Source organism: Clostridium merdae (assembly GCF_900176635.1).
GTDB classification, from domain to species: domain Bacteria; phylum Bacillota; class Clostridia; order Oscillospirales; family Acutalibacteraceae; genus Faecalispora; species Faecalispora merdae.
The window spans coordinates 74,602-97,342 of sequence record NZ_FXLN01000002.1 but is presented as its reverse complement, the minus strand read 5'-3'; the positions used below and the strand labels follow the sequence as shown (position 1 = coordinate 97,342).

18 protein-coding genes are annotated in these 22,741 nt (G+C 46.6%); 5 read left to right on the top strand and 13 right to left on the bottom strand.

Annotated elements, in window-relative coordinates; genetic code table 11:
- Positions 1 to 291: 291 nt before the first annotated feature.
- Together CAN90_RS00490 and CAN90_RS00485 are read left to right on the top strand one after the other, a co-directional pair.
- Positions 292 to 1,476, top strand: coding sequence for an acetyl-CoA C-acetyltransferase (locus tag CAN90_RS00490; RefSeq protein ID WP_085831877.1), 1,185 nt, complete (start codon positions 292 to 294; stop codon positions 1,474 to 1,476).
- 303 nt (positions 1,477 to 1,779) lie between these two features.
- Complete coding sequence (locus CAN90_RS00485) at positions 1,780 to 2,613, top strand: 3-hydroxyacyl-CoA dehydrogenase NAD-binding domain-containing protein (protein ID WP_085831876.1); 834 nt, start codon at positions 1,780 to 1,782, stop codon at positions 2,611 to 2,613.
- 870 nt (positions 2,614 to 3,483) lie between these two features.
- Here CAN90_RS00485 and CAN90_RS00480 read toward each other — a convergent pair.
- The 8 genes from CAN90_RS00480 to CAN90_RS00440 all read right to left on the bottom strand — a co-directional run bounded on the left by CAN90_RS00480 (position 3,484) and on the right by CAN90_RS00440 (position 12,944).
- Positions 3,484 to 4,329, bottom strand: coding sequence for a response regulator (locus tag CAN90_RS00480; protein ID WP_085831875.1), 846 nt, complete (start codon positions 4,327 to 4,329; stop codon positions 3,484 to 3,486).
- The gene (locus CAN90_RS00475) at positions 4,326 to 5,615 is read right to left on the bottom strand and encodes a sensor histidine kinase (protein WP_085832151.1); all 1,290 of its coding nucleotides are present in this window, start codon (positions 5,613 to 5,615) and stop codon (positions 4,326 to 4,328) included. Before CAN90_RS00475 ends, CAN90_RS00480 begins: the two co-directional genes overlap by 4 nt.
- 473 nt (positions 5,616 to 6,088) lie before the next feature.
- Entirely contained in the window at positions 6,089 to 7,057 is a 969-nt protein-coding gene (locus tag CAN90_RS00470) for an NAD(P)-dependent oxidoreductase (protein ID WP_085831874.1), read from the bottom strand.
- 93 nt (positions 7,058 to 7,150) lie between these two features.
- On the bottom strand, positions 7,151 to 8,500 hold the full coding sequence (gdhA, locus tag CAN90_RS00465; RefSeq protein WP_085831873.1) for an NADP-specific glutamate dehydrogenase: 1,350 nt from the start codon (positions 8,498 to 8,500) through the stop codon (positions 7,151 to 7,153).
- Positions 8,501 to 8,786: 286 nt separating this feature from the next.
- The gene (locus CAN90_RS00460) at positions 8,787 to 10,043 is read right to left on the bottom strand and encodes a sodium/glutamate symporter (RefSeq protein WP_085831872.1); all 1,257 of its coding nucleotides are present in this window, start codon (positions 10,041 to 10,043) and stop codon (positions 8,787 to 8,789) included.
- A 403-nt stretch (positions 10,044 to 10,446) separates the two neighbouring features.
- Entirely contained in the window at positions 10,447 to 11,244 is a 798-nt protein-coding gene (gene murI / locus CAN90_RS00455; RefSeq protein ID WP_085831871.1) for a glutamate racemase, read from the bottom strand.
- 802 nt (positions 11,245 to 12,046) lie between these two features.
- On the bottom strand, positions 12,047 to 12,436 hold the full coding sequence (locus CAN90_RS00445; protein ID WP_085831869.1) for a PH domain-containing protein: 390 nt from the start codon (positions 12,434 to 12,436) through the stop codon (positions 12,047 to 12,049).
- Positions 12,437 to 12,449: 13 nt separating this feature from the next.
- Positions 12,450 to 12,944, bottom strand: coding sequence for a pyridoxamine 5'-phosphate oxidase family protein (locus CAN90_RS00440; RefSeq protein WP_242953531.1), 495 nt, complete (start codon positions 12,942 to 12,944; stop codon positions 12,450 to 12,452).
- A gap of 293 nt (positions 12,945 to 13,237) precedes the next feature.
- Between CAN90_RS00440 and dcd the strand changes: the two genes are divergently transcribed.
- Positions 13,238 to 13,765: a dCTP deaminase gene (gene dcd / locus CAN90_RS00435; protein WP_085831868.1), complete on the top strand. Its 528-nt coding sequence runs from the start codon at positions 13,238 to 13,240 to the stop codon at positions 13,763 to 13,765.
- Positions 13,766 to 14,056: 291 nt separating this feature from the next.
- On the opposite strand, the gene CAN90_RS00425 is transcribed toward dcd, so the two are convergent.
- The 5 genes from CAN90_RS00425 to CAN90_RS00405 form a co-directional block, all read right to left on the bottom strand.
- Positions 14,057 to 14,323 carry a DUF4321 domain-containing protein gene (locus CAN90_RS00425; RefSeq protein ID WP_085831866.1) on the bottom strand — a complete coding sequence of 89 codons (267 nt, stop codon included), beginning with the start codon at positions 14,321 to 14,323 and terminating at the stop codon, positions 14,057 to 14,059.
- A gap of 24 nt (positions 14,324 to 14,347) precedes the next feature.
- Positions 14,348 to 14,791 (bottom strand): dUTP diphosphatase, encoded by a 444-nt coding sequence (gene dut / locus CAN90_RS00420; protein WP_085831865.1) that lies wholly within the window; start codon positions 14,789 to 14,791, stop codon positions 14,348 to 14,350.
- A gap of 24 nt (positions 14,792 to 14,815) precedes the next feature.
- The gene (locus CAN90_RS00415) at positions 14,816 to 16,906 is read right to left on the bottom strand and encodes a U32 family peptidase (protein WP_085831864.1); all 2,091 of its coding nucleotides are present in this window, start codon (positions 16,904 to 16,906) and stop codon (positions 14,816 to 14,818) included.
- Positions 16,907 to 17,037: 131 nt separating this feature from the next.
- Positions 17,038 to 17,223, bottom strand: a complete 186-nt coding sequence (locus CAN90_RS00410) for a histidine kinase (RefSeq protein ID WP_085831863.1) — start codon at positions 17,221 to 17,223, stop codon at positions 17,038 to 17,040.
- A gap of 41 nt (positions 17,224 to 17,264) precedes the next feature.
- Complete coding sequence (locus tag CAN90_RS00405; protein ID WP_085831862.1) at positions 17,265 to 17,900, bottom strand: cell division protein ZapA; 636 nt, start codon at positions 17,898 to 17,900, stop codon at positions 17,265 to 17,267.
- 500 nt (positions 17,901 to 18,400) lie between these two features.
- Between CAN90_RS00405 and CAN90_RS00400 the strand changes: the two genes are divergently transcribed.
- Positions 18,401 to 20,830, top strand: a complete 2,430-nt coding sequence (locus tag CAN90_RS00400) for a glycogen/starch/alpha-glucan phosphorylase (RefSeq protein WP_085831861.1) — start codon at positions 18,401 to 18,403, stop codon at positions 20,828 to 20,830.
- Between the two features lie 62 nt (positions 20,831 to 20,892).
- Positions 20,893 to 22,737 carry a glycoside hydrolase family 13 protein gene (locus CAN90_RS00395; RefSeq protein WP_085831860.1) on the top strand — a complete coding sequence of 615 codons (1,845 nt, stop codon included), beginning with the start codon at positions 20,893 to 20,895 and terminating at the stop codon, positions 22,735 to 22,737.
- Positions 22,738 to 22,741 lie beyond the last annotated feature (4 nt).

Below are 22,741 nucleotides of genomic sequence, written 5' to 3'. Positions count from 1 at the left end.
AATTTCACATTATGCAATTGTTATTTCCCTTCCGCTTTAAATTAAAGTATCTGCATCTATAAAACGACAAAAACACTAAAAATGCATATTTCATTTTGTTAAAAAAACCAATTAGACGACCCTTGTGTTTTGACCCCGATAGTGAGATAATAGGTATGAATTGATTCCATTATTCAGAATGAATTCCTTATAGTGAAATGGTTGGCAGATGACTTTAATTGTGAAAAACCGCTGTGCATTCCCATTTAACAGCGGAATGACCCACCAGAAAATTTAGGAGGTTACACCATTATGGCAACAGAAATTGTATTAGCAGGTGCCGTAAGAACGGCAGTTGGTAAATTCGGCGGAAGTCTTGTTGGCGTTCCTGCTCCCCGCCTTGGCGCATTCGTCATTGAAGAGGCTTTGAAAAGAGCCGGCATTAAAGGTTCCGACGTAGATGAGGTTCTCATGGGCTGCGTTATTCAGGCTGGCCTTGGCCAGAACGTAGCACGCCAGGCTGTTGTTCTCGCAGGGCTCCCGCAGGAAGTTCCCGCGCTGACCCTGAACCAAGTTTGCGGCTCCGGCTTGCAGAGCGTTAACGTTGCTGCTTCCCGCATTCGTGCCGGTGAAGCGGATGTCATTATTGCCGGTGGTATGGAGAACATGTCCGCTGCTCCTTATGCGCTGCAGCAGGCTCGCTTTGGCTACCGTATGAACAACAACAAAATCGTAGACACCATGGTTAACGATGCATTGTGGGATGCTTTCAACGACTACCACATGGGCGTTACTGCAGAAAATGTAGCGAAGAAATACGGCATCACCCGCGAGATGCAGGATGAGTTTGCCGTATGGAGCCAGAACAAGTGTGAAGCTGCACAGAAAGCCGGCAAGTTCGATGCAGAAATCGCTCCCCTCGAGATTCCCGGCAAGAAGGGCGCCGTTACCATTTTCAACACTGACGAGCAGGCTCGTGCAGGCGCAACAGTGGCAGGAATCAGCGGCATGAAGCCGGCGTTCCTGAAAGACGGTACTGTTACTGCTGCAAACGCATCCGGTATTAATGATGGTGCCGCAGCTGTGATTGTAATGAGCGCAGAAAAAGCAAAAGAGCTGGGCGTTAAGCCTTTGGCAAGATGGGTAGGCGGCTCTTGGGCTGGCGTTGACCCGGCAATCATGGGCATTGGCCCCGCATTCTCTACCCAGAAGCTGCTCACAAAGCTTAACATGGGCGTAGATGAGCTGGAAGTTATTGAGGCCAACGAAGCATTTGCTGCGCAGGCTTTGGCAGTAGGCATGGAGCTGAAGTGGGATAAAGAGAAGGTTAACCCCAACGGCGGCGCCATTGCGATTGGCCACCCGGTTGGAGCTTCCGGCTGCCGTATTCTCTGCACCCTGTTGTATGAGTTGCAGCGCCGTGGCGGCGGTAAGGGCCTTGCCACACTGTGCGTAGGTGGCGGCATGGGCGTTTCTACCATCGTAGAAGGCTTATAATCAAAATTCTGTTCCCGCCATTATTGGCAGGAGTCTCTATTTTGTATTTATCGTTTCTCACAATCATTCAGTAACCGTAGGGTTATGAACAGCGTGAGGTACTTAATTACCATTGTTCGGTCAGGCGTCCCGCGCAGATTTTTCTGCACGGGCGCTCCCCGTTTCAGTTGGTTCGAATGGTTCTCCGCCGCTGGGAGGAATTTTTTCGCCCGGCTCCGAAGGCCTGTATTTCACCCGCAGTAGGGTTTGCGCCTTTACGGCTGCCCGCGGGTGGAGAAATGATAGAAACAGGAGGTCATTCACATGAAAGTTGGCGTAATTGGAGCTGGAACCATGGGTTCCGGTATTGCTCAGGCTTTTGCGGTTACAGAGGGCTACGAAGTAGTTCTGTGCGACATTCAGGAAAGCTATGCAGAGGGCGGCAAAAAGAAGATTCAGGCAAGTTTGGAAAAGCTGGTCTCCAAGGGAAAAATGGAAGCAGCAAAGAAAGACGAGATTCTTGCTAAAATCACCACCGGCCTGAAAGAAAAGGTTGCAGACTGTGACCTAGTTGTGGAAGCTGCAATTGAGAACATGCAGGCAAAGCGTGAGCTGTTCTTGGCTTTGCAGGGCATTTGCAAGAAGGACACTATTTTCTCCACCAATACATCCTCTCTGTCGGTTACAGAGCTGTCCTCCAAATTGGACCGCCCCGTTATTGGCATGCACTTCTTCAATCCGGCTCCTGTCATGAAGCTGATTGAAATTGTTGTTGGTCTGAACACTCCGCAGGAGCTGGTTGACCGCATTACTGAAATTTCGAAAGAAATTGGCAAAACACCTGTTGTTGCAAAGGATGCCGCTGGCTTTATCGTAAACCGCGTGTTGATTCCGATGATTAACGAAGCGATTGGCATCTACGCAGATGGCACAGCCTCTGCTGAAGATATTGACACTGCCATGCAGCTTGGCGCTAACCATCCGATGGGCCCGCTTGCTCTGGGCGACCTGATTGGTTTGGACATTTGCCTCGCTATTATGGAAGTACTTCAGTCCGAAACGGGCGACACCAAGTACCGCCCGCACCCCTTGCTGCGTAAAATGGTTCGCGGCGGCGCGCTGGGAAGAAAAACCGGCAAAGGCTTTTATACCTATTAATTTGTTTTCACCATGCTAACAATGAAAACCCAGTTACTTCCATTCTCCGTTGGAAGTGACTGGGTTTTCTAATTGCAAAGTCCCTGTGAATTCTCTATATATAATGAAAAAGGAATTAATGGATGGCTATTTCTATCAGCTTTTTAAGCGGCAGTGCCGCAAGAAATTTCTTTTTAAAATCTTATTGTGCTTTGGCACAGGGTTTCCGCTGGCGCAGGGTTTTGCCCCTCATGCCGGGGCGGGCACCTACTTTCACGAAAGGGTGAAAGTAGGCAAAGGCCTTTCAAGGGGAGAGTATCGATTCTCTCCCCTTGAATCCCCTCTCAACGACCAAAGGCTCTGCCTTTGGTGAGTCTTTCCTCCTTTTCTTCTCATCAAGAAAAGGAGAGCCCGCCCCGGCTTGAGGGGCGAATGAAAAAAAGAAGTAATTCTCTGCGGCACTAGCCGCTAATAATTACTTTTTAAAATCTTATTGCGCTTCGGCACATGGTTCTGCTGGCGCAGGGCTTGCCTCTCGTGCCGGGGCGGGCACCTACTTTCACGAAAGGGTGAAAGTAGGCAAAGGCCTTTCAAAGGGAGAGGGCAGATTATAATATTAAGTGCAACACGGCTAAAATAAAGATAGACTGCAAGAGAACCAATGTATAAAATGAAGTTACTACACACCATTTTAACCGGAGGTTATCATGCAGCCATATCAACATTTTACACTAGAAGAACAAATGCCTTGCGCCGTAGCGCAACACTTCTTTTACTAACAAGGCAACGACTTTCTAAGTCAAAAAAGAAAGTCCTTCATTAATTGCATACTATTAGAGCGACAAGGATAATGTATAAAAAAGCGCTGCCTATTGTGGCAGCGCTTTTTTGTTATTGATCCATAAACACCAACAGACCGTTGATAAATTTCTTTATATTAATCTTACCACCGGAAGAGCGTTTACCGCGAATAAAATCCATCTCAGTTTTGATTCCCTCAAAGGAGAATAGGGTGCTGGAATACCGTGTAAAGGTATCGTTCATAAAATCTTCGATTCCCAGATTTGCCAAGTTAGACATTCCCTTGGCAATTGCACGGCGAATACGCTGCTCCATGCTCTTTGGGTTATCGCTGAGAATTTCGCATAGCTTGCCAATATTCTCTTCTGCCATGCTGGTTTTCTCATGGTCATACAAGTACTGGCACACCGTAACAATGTCTTTTGAGCCCTTCTCGCCAGACATGCCAAGTTGATTTAAGATATATTGCAGTCTTCGAACGGGAGTATCCTTATCATCCTTCTCCACAGGCGCAGCCGAACCAATATCAACCTGGAACATTTTGCGGATATTGGACAATGTCTGCTCCATTTGAATCTGCCGAGTAATATTTTCAATGACTCTTTTAATCTCAATAACATTAATAGGCTTGCTGATAAAAAAATCCACGCCTGCATTATACGCTTTCATAATAAGCTCTTTGTTTGATACCTGCGAAATCATAATGCACTTTGCAGTACTGCCCATTTCGCGCAGCGCGGATACCAACTGTATTCCATCAACATTCGGCATTAAGAAATCCACCAGAACTACGTCCGGTTTTAACGCCATAATCTCCTCCGGATTCGGAGCCTTTCCCTCTGAGTCGCCACACACACTGCCTAAGTTATGGTTTTCAATAATATCTTCCAGATTATTGATTACTGACAAATCGTCTTCAACAATATAAAAATTCATATAATATTTTCCTCCAGCTTTTCCGCGGGGATGATTACTCGAAACTCCGTTCCAACCCCAAGCTCAGATTTTACCTCAATAGAACCGTGGAATTTTTCTTCAACCGTCATCTGCACTCCTGACAGACCTACCCCTCGGTAAATATTCCCGGTCTCCTCATCAAATTTAGTGGAAAAACCCATTTGAAAGATACGGTCCATTGCTTTTTTCGGTATTCCTGGCCCATTATCCGCTACCGTAAAAACAATGTGTTTATATTCCCTCTCAACAGAAACCAAAATCCAGCCTTTATAGCCTTTCTTTTCAATTGCCTCAATTCCATTATTGACTAGATTCACTAATATCAGCATTAAAGAGTAGTGGTCAGCAACTACAAACTCATCCTTCACTTGAAAATCCAACTGAATATCAAGTCTGCGCGCTTCCAAAACACGATATGTGGATTCCTTTAATATTTGCAGCAGGTCACGAATCCCCATTTCTTCTTCGCTATACTGTTCATCAATTTCCTTTTGTATTCCCTGCATAATGCGAATATAGTCTTTTTTTATTTCATGAACATCTCGGGCAATGGAGAGAGCCATCTTCTTAAGCTCCGGCTGAAGATCTAGTGTAGACAGCTTTTCATATAAACGGTAGGCGTTACTCATTGCCGACTCAATTTCTTCCGTATTTTTCTCCATAAAATAGACTTCGTTTTTCAGTCGGGTCGTCATAAGGTATAGCCTTTGGTAGCGGTTCTCATGCTCCATCTTTTTCATGAGTGCACGGTAATTTTGCTCCCCTAACAGAATGGAACCGGCAACAATGGTACGGGCTACCGCAATACCAAACAAATAAATGTACATCTGTGTTTCAATGCTATTGTAACGCATTCCGGTACGCAGCCCAACCTCAAAAAAGTTGGCACAAAAATCACTGAGTGCCATGGCGACAATCAGTTTTTGAAACGGAATGGTGTGCTTGTTCTTTACGAAAAGTGAAAACAGCAACCCATATGCCACATAAAACAGCCCACCAATAAGCGCGACAGTCATATTGTCTTGCAGCTGTGAAATTCCCGAGCTTATTAAAAACAAGCGCACAATAAAGACCATAACACCGGTTACGCAACCAATTGCGGCTGAGTTTTGATCTTTGGCGATAGTCATTAATAAAACCGGAAATAAAATAACTGCCGCCGAGATTCGAAAGTTATCCGTAAAGAAATTGAAATAAAGCTGAGAGGAAAAAGTTACAATAATTGCAATCAGCAACATTCGCTTCCAGTGTTTTAAATCCAACATTTTCTTTCCCCTTACCGCAATACTATTTTCTCCCCTGTTTTTCTTGTTTTCCTCCCTTTTATCCTTCAAAAACAGGCTGTACAAAGCCAATTTATAGGGAGAAAACACCTCCTCAAAAAAAGTAAATTTTGAAAGAAAAATATTGTTAATATCTAACTACAATTATACCATAGCTTTTCGTAAAATCAACTATATAGACGGATTCAGTGAAAAAGAGTGACTTTTTATGTATTATTCCGTAATTCGCAATTTTATCGACAAAAAACGCTTATTTTTAGTCGCTTTGAAATGTTGAATAATTGCTGAAAGGAAATTGTATGAATTGGTATTTTTTTAATAATAGGAATTTGTTTTTTTCTGTACTCCGACCTTGTTTTAGAATGTGAATTAATATGTATAAGAAGAATTAAGTTGAATGGCTTTTCCGTAAAAACCTCCCGTATTCGCAAAGAATACGGGAGGGAGAAAAAACCTTATTCACCAATTCTGTTGCCCGGGAAAGCAATTGGTTTACCGTTTATAACCTCCACAATACCCTGTGCCGCAGCAGAACTGCTACGAACAACTGCCTGCCGGGTGAATTCTGCCGTGCGGGGAGTTATGATAACGTTGTCCATCTCCATCATTTGATTACCATATTCCTGTGCTTGATCAACAAGCACATCAATTCCAGCTCCCAAAATCATACCTTCTTTGAGTGCCCGAGCCATGTCTGCCTCAACGACAACATCCTTACATCCACAATTGATGAAGAAAGCATTTGATTTCATCTTTTGAAAAGCAGAATAATCTATGCTGCCTCTGGTAGACGGCAAAGAGGGCAAGTGTATCGTAATAATATCTGCTCTTTTTAGCACTTCTTCTCTATGGTTTAGCAGACGGATGGGCGCCTTCATTTCCTCTTGCTTTGCATAGGGGTCGTACCCGACTACATCCATACCAAAGCCGAATGCCGCCTTATTGGCAATCATTTGGCCAATTCGACCGCACCCCAAAACGCCAAGAGTCATACCCTCTAGCTCATATGTATCTTGCAATGCGCAGCGCACATCACAATTCCCAGTTCGGAACTCACTGTCCACACGCTTGTAGCGGCGTGCAGCCATTAGCATTAGCATCATAGCGTGCTCTGCTACCGCATTTGAATTGCATAGCGGCGCATAAACCACTTGAATGCCTTTCTGTGTTGCGTACTCTAAATCAATATTATCCAGCCCAGCGCCTTGCTTTGCAATCACCTTCAGGTTTCTCGAAGCATCCATCATTGCGGGAGTTACCGCTTCATTGTGGCACATAATCGCATCCACCTGATGCTCCTGAAGCTCTTTTATAAAACACTCTTCGCTACAGCCATCCGTAACGAAAAGCGCAGCGCCGTCATCCAATAAGATTTGCTTTCCGGAAACATCGAGTTCCTTTAATATCAGTACCTTATACTTCATCACTCTCGGGTGCCTCCTGCTTTGCTGTAAACAAATAGATAGGCGGGCGCAGAACGCCCGCCTATCCCAAACAATATAATTGTTTTGTGTTTCTTAGAATACACCCTGTGCCAGCATAGCGTCTGCAACCTTCTTGAAGCCAGCGATGTTTGCGCCAGCAACCAGATTGTAGCCCAAGCCGAACTCTTCAGCAGCAGCAACAGAAGAATCATGAATGTTCTTCATGATCTGGTGGAGCTTCGCGTCAACTTCTTCTTCAGTCCAAGACAGTCTCTCGCTGTTCTGGGACATTTCCAAACCAGAAACAGCAACGCCACCAGCGTTAACAGCCTTGGAAGGAGCAACGATCATGTTCTTCTGGCCCATCAGGTATACCAGAGCATCGTTGGTGGTGGGCATGTTAGCAACTTCGATATAGTATTTAATGCCATTAGCAACAATTTTCTTTGCCTCGTCCATGTTAATGTCATTCTGAGTTGCGCAGGGGAGAATAACATCAACTTTACGGCCCCAGGGCTTCTCGCCGGGGAAGAACTCTACGCCGAACTTGTCAGCATAATCCTGAACCTTGTCACGGCCGCTGGAACGCATCTGAAGCATGAATTCAATCTTCTCTTCAGTTACGATACCATCGGGATCGTAAACGTAGCCGTCAGGACCAGAAATGGTAACAGCCTTGCCGCCCAATTCTGCAATCTTCTTTACTGCGCCCCAAGCAACGTTACCGAAGCCGGAAACAGCAAATGTCTTGTCCTTAATGGAATCATTCTCATGGTTCAAAACTTCGTTTACATAGTAGATAGCACCAAAACCGGTAGCCTCGGGGCGAATTACGCTGCCGCCGAAGGAACGGCCCTTACCGGTGATAACACCATTCTCAAAAGCGCCACGAATACGGCGATACTGGCCATACATGTAAGCAACTTCTCTTCCGCCTACGCCCAAGTCGCCAGCGGGAACGTCGATGTCGGGACCAATGTGACGATACAACTCAGTCATAAAGGCCTGGCAGAAGCGCATGATCTCTGCATCGCTCTTACCACGGGGATCAAAATCAGAACCGCCCTTAGCGCCGCCCATAGGCAGAGTGGTCAAGCTGTTCTTAAAGGTCTGCTCAAAGCCCAAGAACTTGATAACAGACAGGTTTACGGAAGGAGCAAAACGCAGGCCGCCCTTGTAGGGACCAATTGCTCCGTTGTACTGTACGCGGTAGCCACGGTTTACGTTAACTTTACCAGCATCGTCAACCCATGCTACACGGAATTCGATGGTACGCTCGGGCTCAACCATTCTCTCGAGCAGGCCAGCCTTCTCGTACTCAGGATGAGCTTCTACCACAGGAGCCAAAGAAGTGAGAACCTCTTCAACTGTCTGTAGGAATTCGGGCTCGTTGGCATTTTTCTTCTGGGTTTCTTGCAACACTCTTTCAACATACGCGTTCATAACAAAGACCTCCATAAAAAAATTTTTCTCTAAAAATAGGGAAAATATACGTAAATATTACAAAAAGGATTTGCAAATTTGAAATTTGTGCGTACACGCCTTTCAAATTTGCTTTCCTGTTTTGTTTTAAAGTAACGTCGCGCTATTTTCAGACTCGGCACCCAGTTTAAAACCACACCATTTATCCTGAACTGCCGAACTTCCTTTTTCCACGCTCTGCCGCCCGGAAGACCGCCGGGCGGCAGAATCACACAATTAGTTATGCAAAATTAAATGGGAAGCGAAATCACGGAGTCCACCAGTTGAGGAAGCCGGTAATCGCTGCTGCGTTGACGAAGTCAATAAACAAGCCGCCAACCATGGGAATTACGAAATATGCCTCTCTTGCAGGGCCATAACGGCGGGTAATCGCCTGCATGTTAGCCATTGCGTTAGAGGTAGCACCCATTACAAAACCGATGAAACCAGCGGTCTGAACAGCTGCATTGTAGTTTTTGCCCATTACGTTGAAGATTACATAGTAAGAGAACAGATACATCAGAAGAATCTGAGCTGCCAATGTGATAATCAGCGGCAATGCCAGGTTAACCAACTGCCACAGCTTGAGGCCCATCATCGCCATTGCGAGGAACATGTTCAAGGACAGGTTGCCGAGAACATCAATTTCTTCTGCCTGGAATTTCTTACCACCAGCATCAATCACATTACGCATAACAGCGGCAACGAGCATAGCGCCGATGTAGCCGGGAAGTGTAATGCCAGTAGCGGCCTTCAGACCAACGGAAACGAGCTGACCAATACCGATTGCAACTGCGAGCAGCATGCAAGCCTGAGTAAAGTCAAAGCTGGTGCTCTTGAAAGTCTCACCATCTTCACCGTCTACAAGAGCGGCTTCAGTGGATTTGAGGTTGTGCTTGCGAATTCTTCTTGCTGCAGTAGGTCCGCCCATAATAGAACCCATAACAAGACCGAAAATCGCTGCAGTAACACCAACGAGGGAACCGGAGCCACCCATGCCGTAACCGCCCTGTGCGATTGGGGCATCCATGGTAGCACCAAAAGCTGCTGCTGTGCCGGGGCCACCAATCAAAGCGGTAGAACCTGCTGCAACACCAAGTCTGGCATCCTGGCCGAATGCAGCCATAATGCCGCCGCCCAGGAAGTTCTGCAGGAATGTCATTACAGTTGCGAGCAGCAACATAATAATGATGGATTTACCGCCGCTCTTAAGCAGCGGAATGCTTACCGTAAAACCGACGGTGCAGAAGAACACCAACATAAAGAAGGACTGCAGTGTGTCGTTGAACGAAATCGACATAACACCGGTTGCATTGAGAACTGTGTTCGTCAAAGCAAAGAAAAGTCCTCCGACCAACGGTGCGGGAATGCATTTTTCTCTCAGAAAACGGATTTTGTCTACTAAATAAGTACCAACCCAGAACAGAATAGCTGCTATACCTGCCGCCAGGTACATGTTCAGGCCTACTGTCGTCATACCAGCATCGTTGGTAGCGACATCAATAACTCCTTTAAGAGCGCCCATAAAGTTTTCCTCCTACAACAATAGAAATTTGGTTGTCTGTAAGTATGACACTTCAATGTCAAAATGCTACAGAAAAATACAATAACGTCAAAGTTACAATAAATTTTATTTGACGCCGGAGCATTTTTTATCCAACATAACCAAACCCAGGGCTTTGTTCTTGTTATTCTGCCATAAGCCCCTATGTCGGAATACTCCTAATTCTGCCAAACCGTGGCTTTTCATGAGCAACCACGTGCTCCGCTACAGCACTGTTCCCGCTAACGCTGAATTATTCAGCGGTGGAATACGAAACGCAGGCTGTGCAATATTTTTAACTCTGCCTTGCCTGAAAGCTAATCTAAAATATGTACAATCGCTTTCTGATTTCTTCACCCTTAAAAACAAATTTGGAATACTGTTTTTAAAGGACAATGTGAATTGCGGAAGATGGCTCTTTCATACCAATGCGCTTTGCCACCTGAACGTAAACCTCCGGGTCGCCTGAAGTGCAAATGGAAAAGCTGCCTTCCTTTTCCTCATCCAAAGAGTTTTTTTCCTCCAAATAACTGCGAACGGCGTTCGCCTGTTCCAGAGCCGGATTAATGTAAGTAATCTCCGGGTAACACTCTCTGAAATTCGATTCAATAATCGGGTAATGTGTACACCCTAATATAATGTGTTGAATTTCAGGGTCTTTGGATAGGATGTAGTTGATCTGGGTACGGATCTCTGTGTTAATGTCTTGCTGGTTAAAGTCACCTCTGTCAACCAGCCCCGCCAGTAGTGGGCTTCCCTTGCCGGTAACCTGTACCGTAGGGTCAAGCTGATGAATCAACTTATCATAGTTCCCTGTTGCAACTGTAAACTCGGTTGCTACAAGCCCTACCTTTTTGATTCCCGAATGCGCAACATATGCAGCAGATGGCGCTACAATGCCAACGATCTTAAAATCAAAATCTGGTGTTAATACATCGACTAGGGTTGAGATGGTATTGCAGGCGATTGCCACCACTTTTACTCCCCGCTCGCCCAAATAGCGGAGCATATTGCGGCTCAACTCTGCAATTTCTTGTGCCGTTCTGTTACCGTAGGGACAATTGGCACTGTCACCAATATACAGGATGTCCTCATGAGGCAGGATACGTTGGATTTCTTTTGCTACCGTAAGCCCGCCAATGCCGGAATCCATTACCCCTATGGACCCCTTTAAGAATGACATAACAGCCTCCTTTTTACCGCTGGGCAGTCACCTGTCCGAGCTGTCGATTTAGAATACGCCCTTATTATAGTGCATTTGTTTTGCAAAGGCAATAGCCCGAAAATGGCGACCAGCAGTGGATTTCGGCGGTGTTTGTCTACGCCTCAAGGACACATATACATCTATTTATACCGTCAATAAATCAATTTATTTTTGTCCTTTTTATTCACCCATTTTCACGCCATTTTTACTATCCCTTGTGCTTATAAAATTCACACCATTTATTTTGAATTTCTCACCGCCTTTCTTGCCATAAAAAACGGACTGCTGGCTAAGACTTTCTTCCGCAAGGGAAATAGAGCACAAAAAATGCCGAAAAAGCAAGAAAATGATTTTTTTCGTTTTCACTTCCTTCAAATGAGAGACGAAAATGGTCGAATCACGTCAAGAAAGAAGTATTGTGTACTAAAACTACTTATGTGTATGTTATCCCCCATATATTGATTCCTTACGATTTGTAGTATTTTGAAGTATTGTGAATTATATAAAAATTTTGCACGGTTTCCACTCATGCACTCCAAAACAATTCTATACAAAGCTAACAAATTTATGGATCGTGTTTTTCTTGTTCTGTCCTCCAAATAAATACAAATTGTTCTATAAAACAATAAAAAAAATATGAATTTATTTTGAACTCGCCATAAACGCTGGTTTATAGCCCACTAAAAATCGGCATGAATCTTCAAAAAAAGGATTCTGTCCTTCCCTAAAAGAAAGACAGAATCCCAAGGCAAAACAGTTGTTCCTCTATATAAGGCAATACTTATCCCAAAACATACTGTGTTATCAGGTCGTAAACCTGAAATAAGAGCCCCTCCATTTGGTTCTCTTTGTCCTTCAGAAAGCTAAGCTCCAGCACAATCCCGCCAGAGAGCACCAGCTTTATTTCGGCATCCAAATCCAGAGCACCTGCTGTTTCAATGGCATACGTAACAATACTGCGGTAGGGCACCGAAAAATACTCAACCTTTTTCCCGGTAATCCCTTGCCGGTCTACGATTAAAATCCTCTTATCGGTAAACGCGGCTACATCGCGGAATGTCTTTACACAAAACTGAAGCTCCTCCGAGGCATGCAGCAAGCGCTGTATCTCTGGTGTGGGCGATTCTTTCCCGTAAAATACAAACGATCGATTTACAACAGCGTCTCCCATTGTATTCCTCCAGTCACTCCAAGGGCGGTTTCGGTTTTCTCCAGCGGGCTTTTCCGGTAATGGATGCTATTGGTACTTTTACAACCTCCATACGGTCTACTCCGCCCTGCATTTTCTTCTCTAAAAAGGCTCCGCCCTCCGGCATTCCATATTTGTCGCACAGTGTTTTCAGCGCTTCCAACTTTTCATCGCGGTCAGTCACAAATTCTGCTGTTCCATTTATAATAACGCTTTCAAAATCGGTAGTATACTGCTCGGGGTACAGGAGCGTTTGACCAACACACATGATGCAAACGCGGGGGTCTTTTTTCAAATTCTCCAGCTTTTGGCCTTCCGGAGCCATATGAATATAAACCACACCGTCTTTTACAACAAAAGAAATTGGAACACCGTACGGCGCACCATCCTCTGCATTTACCGTACAAAGAGTTGCGTATTCCGCAGCTTCTAATATTTGGTAAGCTTCTTCTTGCGTGGTTTGCCGATCCTTTTTTCTCATAGAACGCATAAAATCACAGCCCTTTCATAGTCCCTAATGGTTTACAAGGCTTTCTTCTGCGTGTATGATACTCTATTTCACCTTATAACACAAGTATTTCCTATTTTCGACACGAAAAGCTCCGTGACGCCTTTCTTTACACAAAATCGGCAATGTGCTATAATTAAGCTTATCTATTTTTAATGCAATACACTTCTTTTCTTAAGAGAAAACGATGTTTTATAAGCCCTACTTTCATAAGAGTAATTACGAAGTGAATTACATAATAAAAACCGACTGCATAAAAAGGAGAGCCTTTCGTCATGATATTATCGGGAAAAGAGATTTTAAAGCATATGGGGAAAGAGATTGTCATCGACCCGTTCGATGAATCTAAAATGAACCCAAACAGCTACAATTTGTCTCTGCACAACGAGCTTTTGGTGTATGACGCCCCCGTACTGGACATGAAAACCCCCAACCCTGCTACTCTCATTGAAATCCCACCGGAGGGTCTTACCTTAGCACCCGGCCGTTTGTACCTTGGTCGTACAAAGGAGTTTACCAAGACCGAGGGATTTGTCCCCATGTTGGAGGGGCGTTCTTCCATTGGCCGCCTCGGAATGTGCATTCATGCCACCGCTGGTTTTGGTGATGTAGGCTTTGCCGGATTTTGGACTTTGGAAATTTTTGTAGTACAACCTTTGATTATCTATCCAGATGTTGAGGTTTGCCAGATTTATTTCCATACAATTGATGGGGAATACGACCCCTATTGCAGCGGCAAGTATCAAAACAACAAGGGAATCCAGCCCAGCCTGCTCTACAAGGATTTTGAAGGCTGTAAATAATCGTGACTGATATGGAAGAAGACTTTGTTTCAAGTCTTCTTCTTTTTTTCTATATTTAAGGAAAGGTAGAACTTATCCTCTAACAATAATAGTATGGCAAAGCAGGCAATATCACTCTTTTCCGCTTTTCTTTCCGTTTCATAATGACCTCTGCTTTGGTTTTCCACAATAGAGCTGGAAAGTGGGGAAAACCTTTTTATAAAAACCGAATCATCAACAGGCATGAAAAACCGCTGTTCTCGTTTGAAGAACAGCGGCTTTTTATTATAAGAACGAAAATGTATAACTTATTTAGGGGCGCAAATGAACCGAACTAAACACAAGAATTGCAATTGCAAGTAACAGTGCTTGTGCCACATTAATATTAACCATTAGCCCAAACGTGAAATTCACCACAGATAAATCAACCGTTACAGGCTTTAGACCAAAATCTGCACTCATGCCAAGCCAAGAAAAAAGCGGTTGCTTTGCCGTTACTGTACCAAGCAGCTTGCCCAGCACTACTGCCAGCACAAGCAGAATCACCAGAAACAAATTTTTAAGCCAATTATGTTTCATTTTGGTTTTCCTCTTTTCTGTGTGTTACTGTTTCCCAGTTGAGCCAAATCCACCGATTCCACGTTCGGTGCTGTCAAGCTCGTCCACCTGTTCCACAGGCGGCAGAAGCACTGGTGTGATAACGAGCTGTGCAATGCGTTCCCCTGGCTGGATGGTATATGCCTCTTGCCCTAAATTGCACAAACCTACGCGGATTTCTCCCCGGTAGTCGCTATCAATTACGCCAACACAGTTGGAAAGCGTAATTCCATGGCGAACCGCCAAACCACTGCGTGCATACACAAGCCCTACCCACTCTGTGGTAGGCAGTGCCATTGCTAGCCCCGTGGGAACCATTGCCCGGCCACCCGGCTGTAATTGCACCGGCTCTTGCAGGCAGGCGACTAGATCCACGCCGGCGCTGCCGGGAGTTGCCCGCTGTGGCAAAACAGCGTTAGGGTGTAGTTTTTGAAAACGAATGGGTTCCATTTCGTGCTCCTCCTGCATGCTTTGTTATTCAATACCACGATAATACAAACCTCGTGTAAAAGGTTGCTGCTCTTTGTCACGTTTTGTATTTTCCACAGCCCGCAAACCAAGATAATTCCGAAAGATTTCCTCAATTTCCACAGAGTTTTCCACAGTAAATCTTAAAACTCCGAAATCCTGCCCCCGAACTTCGCGCATTCTGTCCGCCAAATACAGCGGAACTGAATTCAAAACCTCACTGGCATCCCCATCGCACATCACAGGGAAGCGAATGCCGCGGCGGTCAGTTAACCATGCGTTTCCGCCACACTCTGCACAGCTTTGCGAGCCGTTTTTCCCAGGGCAGTTACGGCACAGCATAAGCGGCTGCCGCCCGTACACCACAAGGCCACGAGGCAAATCCCCGCCAAGCGCGGCGGCTTGGGATAAGCTAAGCTCAAAAGAAAGCTCGGTATCTTCCAAACCTTGGTGCTGTAGCCATTGGAGCGCGGGGGTGTTCATGGCATTGAGGGAAAATCCGCCGTGTACCTTCAGGCCGCTTTCCAGCGCCAGCCCAACACCACCCAAAGTGCCTGCCCATACATCACGAACACCCATGCTTTTTAAGGCGTTCAGTCGTTCCTTAAGTTTCTTTTCGGTGCCAAAAATCCCACGGGGTAGGGAAGCTGCAACCGGAAATCCACGGGAAAGCAAATCTTCAAATTGCTTTGAAGGCAGCATGGCAGGTAAATAGACCAATTCACACTGCTTAGCCAGCTCCGGGATATCCTCCACACGGCGGAACGAAGCGCGCAGCCTTAACGTTTTCGCAGGCCTGTGCGGTTCTTTTTCCGGTATAGGGAGTTTCGTAAACGGCACCGGGCTGTGCTTGGAGCGCATTGTGAGCAATTGCTCCAAAACATCGCGCCGTAGGCGGTTAAGCATCGAGATAGGCATAGAAAGCCCCGGTTCAATATCGCAAGCAATCTGTTTTGCGAAGAATGGAGTACCGCCCATTTTTTCAAGCTGAGTACGGCAGCGTTCTTCGTCAATTGGGCGATTTAGCGCCGGCTCCGGACACTCTCCAAGCGCCTCCGCGCTGTGACCCTCATCATCCGTAGCGGTGAGCGTAACAGGTTTGCCTGCATGCACCAACAGCCCCAGTGAAACCGGAACGCGGGCAAATTCATCCTTATATAGAGCATGTAATTTTGCAAATACCTCTTTGGTTGCCCCGGTCACATCTTCCTTGGAGCGTATTCCAAACATGGAACGCCCAAGCTCGCCATCCGGATACCCGGTGGTAAAGCCGGAGCGAGAGAATACCGCGGAAAGGTTTTCCGTAAGCTCAGCCGGTATCGGCTTACCATCCGCAGAATACCGGCAGGCGGCAGTTGCGGCGGCAACGTATTCCGGGCGCTTCATGCGCCCTTCAATCTTTGCGCTGGTCACACCCGCTTCTTCCAGCTCCGAAATACGAGAAATCATCGAGAGATCGCGCAAACTCAAGTCGTTGCCAGTGCCGCCGGGCACAGAGAAGGGCAGGCGGCAGGGCTGGGCGCACATGCCGCGGTTGCCGCTGCGTGAGCCTAACACCGAGCTGAAATAGCACTGGCCGGAAACCGACATACACAATGCGCCATGCACAAAGCTTTCTATTTCAATTGGGGTATTCAAAGTGCCTTCCTTTATCTCGCGAATCTGTTCGAGAGAAAGCTCTCTTGCAACCACCACACGGGGAAAACCATTTTTCGCTAGCAATCGCGCTCCCGCTGGGTTCGTGACCGACATCTGTGTAGACGCATTTAAACGAAGCTTTGGTGCACGCTCCTGCAAGAGTGAAACCAGTCCCAAATCCTGCACAATCATTCCATCTATCGGCAAACTGGCAGCATACCGGGAAAGCTCCACCGCTGCGGAAAGCTCCTCCTGCCGCAAAAGAGTATTAAGTGCTAAGTAAACCTTTACACCCCGAGCGTGGCAGTATTCCACCGCCTCCCGCAGGGCATCATCATCAAAATTTTTGGCGGATGCCCGGGCAGAAAACGCACTGCCACCCAAATAAACGGCATCTGCTCCGGAGCGAACCGCCGCAACGAGAGAATCCGGCGAACCTGCCGGTGCTAATAATTCCATTGTTTGTATCCCAACCTTACTATTGTATAAAATAATAGTACAGGCCGCCGAACGCGAAAGTAGCAATCTTGCTCCTTACGACACGCAGGCAGCCCAATCATACCAGTTACAGCACCGCAAAATGTGCAGCGCTATTTTTTTGGTTTTTTTCTTTGCTTTTCTAAATATATCACATACAGTGCAAACACAATTATCATTATGATTCCGTACGAATTGGAGGACAAGGGCTGGGTCGTCATTTTTTCCAGAACATTATAGCCAACTAAAAACATTGCAGCCGCAAGCAGAAGTACAATGGTATAATCTCGGTTGCTCATCTCAGCGCCCCTTTCTTCATTCGAACGGGTATGTTTTGTCTTTAGTCCGTTTCTTTCTTCTCAAAAAAGCTCATAAAGCTGCTGCGATCCAATTCCTCCGGTACTTCCGCAGAAAGCGGACGGGAGTAATGGCCGGTATGCACATTTGGCACAGCCGGTGCGGCAGGGCGCAGCTCTTCCACAGGCTCGTCCTCATAAGGAGGTTCTGGCATTTCGGGTTGTTCCACCGCTTTTTCTTCCTGCACAGGTGCTTTTTGCACCGGCGTCTCTACTTCTGGCACAACAGGTGCAGTGAAAGCTGCTTCACGGGCTACCGCCTGCGCCGCTTCTCCTGCCGAGAGCCGCGTACGCAGTGTTTGTATTTCTTGCTTCATACGCTCAATTTCACGGCGAGCTTCATCCGCCTCCAAGCGGCTGCGGGAAGAATCCTCTAAGTAATCTTTAATTTGAGACCGCAGATTATCTGCAGCCGCAGTTGCTTTCTTCGACTCGTCGCAGAAAGACAGAGCAGTGATAATTGAGGCCAAAGTCAGCGATACACGGTCGTTTCTGGCCATTATGCTCTGAATGCTTTTTTCCACTTCATCCCCAAGTGCGAGCACGTAGGTCTCATTATCTTCTGAGGTAAGAGTACACTCGGTTCCGCAAATATTCAGACGCACCTTAATCTTATTCATGGTGACCATCCTTTCACAGCCTTAGCAGCAGGCTAGCGTTGCTAATTTCAATCCCTTTTATTATAAGACATTTTCGCTAAATAGAAAAGAGCTTGACCCGAATTGCCATATATTCTTTCTTATTGCAGCAGAAAACTATCTCATTCCCTTTTATACGAATTTATGCATTATGCATAAAAAATAACAAAATAATACTTGTAGTAACGAAAAGCAACTCCGCACCAGACAACAGGAATAATATTGAGAGAACATGGCAAAACTTACGTTTTTTCCTATTTTATTCTGTGAGTTTATTAGAATTGTATTTCCACTCATTTTGGTATACAATAAACATAAATTGAAGTTAGCATATCTTATTAAGAAAAGCTCTTCATTAAACTAATAAAGATACAAACAAAAAACGCACTTCCCTTAATTGCGGCGCTCCCAGTTTTACAACACCAAGCGCACCGCATTGCTGTAAGGCACTTTTGGAATGAGGAATTGGAGGATAGTGTCATATGAATTATACATTTACAAACAAAGAGATTCAAACCCGTATAAAAGAAACCCTAGGACATGAAATGAGTGTGGAATGGCAGGACGCTACTGATGAACAATATTACAAAGCGGTAGCCCTCGTTGTACGTGATATGATGGTAAAAGGCCGCAAAGAATTTCGAGATAACGCAACCAAAACCGATACGAAAACCATTTATTATTTATGTATGGAGTTTTTATTGGGGCGCTCACTCAAAAACAATCTGTTTAACCTTGGTCTGGAAGGCACCTTCCGCGAGGCGCTCTCCGGTATGAATGTAAATTTAGATTATCTTTACGAGCAGGAACCAGATGCCGGGCTTGGCAACGGCGGGCTTGGGCGCCTTGCCGCTTGTTTCCTGGATTCACTGGCAACGCTCGGCTACCCCGCAATGGGGTATTCCCTGCGGTATGAGTATGGAATCTTCCGCCAAAAGCTAGTGGAGGGCTGGCAAACCGAACTGCCCGACTTTTGGCTCCCCGGTGGCAGCGTGTGGTTTCAGCCTGTACCGGATCGCGCCGTAGAGGTGCATTTTGATGGTACCATTGAGGAATCTTGGAACAACCAGTACCACGTGGTACGCCATAAGGACTACACAAAGGTTTTGGCAGTTCCTTACGATTTATATGTAGCCGGTTTGGATGGCAGGGGAATCAGCCGCCTGCGCGTGTGGGCAGCAACCTCTGCCGAAGCCGATTTTGATATGAAGCTGTTTAATGGCGGCGATTACCTGCGAGCTATGGAGCAAAACGCCATGGCAGAGGTGATTACAAAGGTACTGTACCCCGAAGATAACCACCCCGAGGGAAAAAGCCTGCGCCTGACACAGCAGTACTTCCTTGTTTCGGCTACAATTCAAGACATTATTCGTCGCCACCTTTCGGTGAACCGCACGCTTGACAATTTGCCGGAGAAGATTGCCATTCACCTAAACGACACGCACCCGGTTCTGGCAATTCCTGAAATGATGCGCATTATGCTCGACGAATGCGGTTATGGCTGGGAGCAGGCATGGAGCATTGTTCACCGCACCATGGCATATACAAACCATACCGTGATGGCAGAAGCTCTTGAGTGCTGGGGCGTGGAATTGTTCCGCCGTCGCCTGCCACGCATCTACCAAATTATAGAGGAAATTAACCGCCGCTTCTGTGCTGAAATGCACGCAAAGGGTGCAGACGGCTATAAAGTTGGCAGAATGGCACCCCTGAATGATGGTTACGTAAAAATGGCAAACCTCGCGGTGGTCAGCACGCACTCCATCAACGGTGTTTCACAGCTTCATAGTGAAATTTTAAAACAAACTGTTTTCCATGATTTCTACACCGAAATGCCCGAAAAATTCCGTAACGTGACAAACGGCATTGCGTACCGCCGCTGGCTGAATCAGTCGAACCCGGAATACGCAGACCTAATTACCGAGCTAATTGGTGAAGATTATATTCACAATGCCGCCCGGCTGGACCGCCTACTGAAATTCCAAAACGATAAAACTGTATTGGAACGCATGGCAAAAATACGCCGTAATAATAAGGAACGCATAGCCGCCTACGTATTGAAAAACAACGGAATTGAGCTAGACCCCGATTCTATTTTTGATGTGCAGGTCAAGCGCTTACACGAATACAAACGCCAGCACCTGAACGCACTTGAAATTCTTGCCACCTACCAGTGGCTTAGAGAAAACCCCAATGCAGAGTTTACCCCTAAAACGTATTTCTTTGGTGCAAAGGCCGCTCCGGGGTACTATATGGCAAAGCAGATTATTCAGTTTATTGTTCAATTGGGGAATACCATTAATAATGACCCTCGTGTTAACCAGAAGATGAAAATCGTGTATTTGGAAGATTACCGTGTCACACTCGCAGAATTGCTGATTCCGTCCGCTGACATTAGCGAGCAAATCTCGCTTGCTGGCACGGAGGCCTCCGGCACAAGTAATATGAAATTTATGATTAATGGAGCGGTGACCCTTGGCACGCTGGATGGCGCAAATGTGGAAATTCACGACGCAGTAGGGGATGAAAACATACTTCTGTTTGGTATGACCACCCCGCAGGTTCTGGAACGCAAAAACGGATACCACCCGCAGGAGATTTACCAAAACCACTTGGTTTTGCACAATGCGCTGGATGAACTCAGCCGCGGCTTCCGTGGAGTAAGTTTTGGTCAAATTGCAGATTCCCTCAAAAACAATGACCCCTATATGGTTCTGGCAGACTACGATGATTACGCTCGTGCCCGCCGCCTCTCACAGCAGCTATACCAGAACCAAGAGCACTGGTACCGCATGGCACTCATCAATACCGCCCATGCCGGGCGCTTCTCCGCCGACCGTTCCATCCGCGAATACGCAACCGAGATTTGGAACGCGGAGCCGGTTCCTCCCGTGGAAAAGGCGGAGAAATAATACACTCCCCATAATACCTGAAAAAGCAGGTTGGCAATGGGAAGAAGGAGCTTCGTTCTTTTATGTTTGATTCCAGAGACCCAATCTATAAAAGCCCCGTGGGAGCCACTCCCGCGGGACAAAATATTCATTTTAAAATAACGCTCCCCCGTACTCTTGGGTGCACAGCCGCTACACTCCACATGCAGGAGGATGCCGGTGAGAGTTTTGACTGGGAACTGTTTTGGTGCGGAATGAACGGCGAAGACCAAGAGTGGTGGGAATGCGATTTTACTCCGCCACGTAGCGGGCTGTATTTTTACACCTTCTCATTACAGACGAACCAAGGCAGCCAAACCATTGGCCGTTCGTTAGGCGGGAAGGGGGAGCTTACCGGTACAAACCTATGGCAGCTTACCGTCTATGAGCCAGGGTTTGAAACACCCCGGTGGCTCTCGGGTGGAATTTTGTATCAAATATTCCCAGACCGATTTTATTGCTCTGGAAATAAGAAAGAAAACATCCCCTCCGGGCGAAAAATGCACTCTGTATGGGGAGAAGAGCCGCAATGGTTGCCCGATGAAACCGGAGAAATTACAAACCGAGATTTTTTTGGTGGAGATTTAAAAGGGATTTGTGAAAAACTACCTTATCTACAGTCTTTAGGGGTCACCTGCCTTTATTTAAATCCCATATTTGAGGCACACTCCAATCATAGGTACGATACGGCAGATTACAGCCGAATCGACCCCTTACTCGGCACAGAAGAGGATTTCGCGCAGCTTTGCAGCGAAGCACAGCGCTTGGGAATTCACATTTTGCTCGATGGCGTGTTTAACCACACCGGCAGTGACAGCGTTTATTTTAACCGCGAGGGTCGCTATTCAACGGTGGGCGCTTACCAATCCAAGGATTCCCCTTATTACGATTGGTTCGAATTCCAGTCGTGGCCAGAGAAATACGACTGCTGGTGGGGCTTTCTTACCTTGCCCTGCATCAATGAGTGCCGCGACAGCTACCGGGAATACCTTTGCGGAGTAAATGGCATCGTACGAAAGTGGCTTCGCCTTGGCGCGTCGGGCTGGAGGCTGGACGTAGCGGATGAGCTCTCTGACTCCCTTTTGGAGCATATCACCTATGCCGCGAAAGCAGAAAAGCCTGATGCTCTCATTCTAGGCGAGGTATGGGAAGACGCCTCCAATAAAATTGCTTACGAACAGCGCCGCCGTTATTTTCAGGGAAATCAGCTCGACAGTGTTATGAATTACCCGTTCCGCAATGCAATTCTTGGCTTTTACACCGGTATGCAAGCAAAAGACGCCATGGAGATTCTGCTTTCAATACAAGAGAATTACCCACCGCAGGTTCTGCGCTGTTTAATGAACCACCTTGGTACGCACGATACGGAGCGTGCCCTCACCATTTTGGGTGGAGAAACCCTAAATGGAAGAGACCGTGAGTGGCAAAGCCAGCAGTACCTAAGCACTAACCAGCGAGAGATTGCGCTTAAGCGCCTACGCGGCGCATCCCTCATGCAATACACCTTACCCGGTGTGCCTTGTATTTATTACGGAGACGAAGCCGGCATGGAGGGCTACCGTGACCCCTTTAATCGCAGGTGCTTCCCATGGGGGAAAGAAGATGCTTCTCTTACGCAGTGGTACCGCTCGTTGGCAAAGCTGCGGCAAACCGCACACACCGCTTTGGAGGATTCACCGCTTGTACCGGTATGGGCAACCGGGCGCTGTTTGTGTTATATTCGCAATAGTGAAGCTCAGCAGCTGATGGCGGCTCTTAACTCCGGCAGTGCAGAGGAACAAATCCCCTTGCCCACTGGCTGGGAAAAAGCCACTTGCTTGGTGGGAGAAGCTCCCAGTAGTGGCGTTCTAACTCTTCCTCCTTTTGGATTTTCAGCCTTGCTGCTCTAACCAG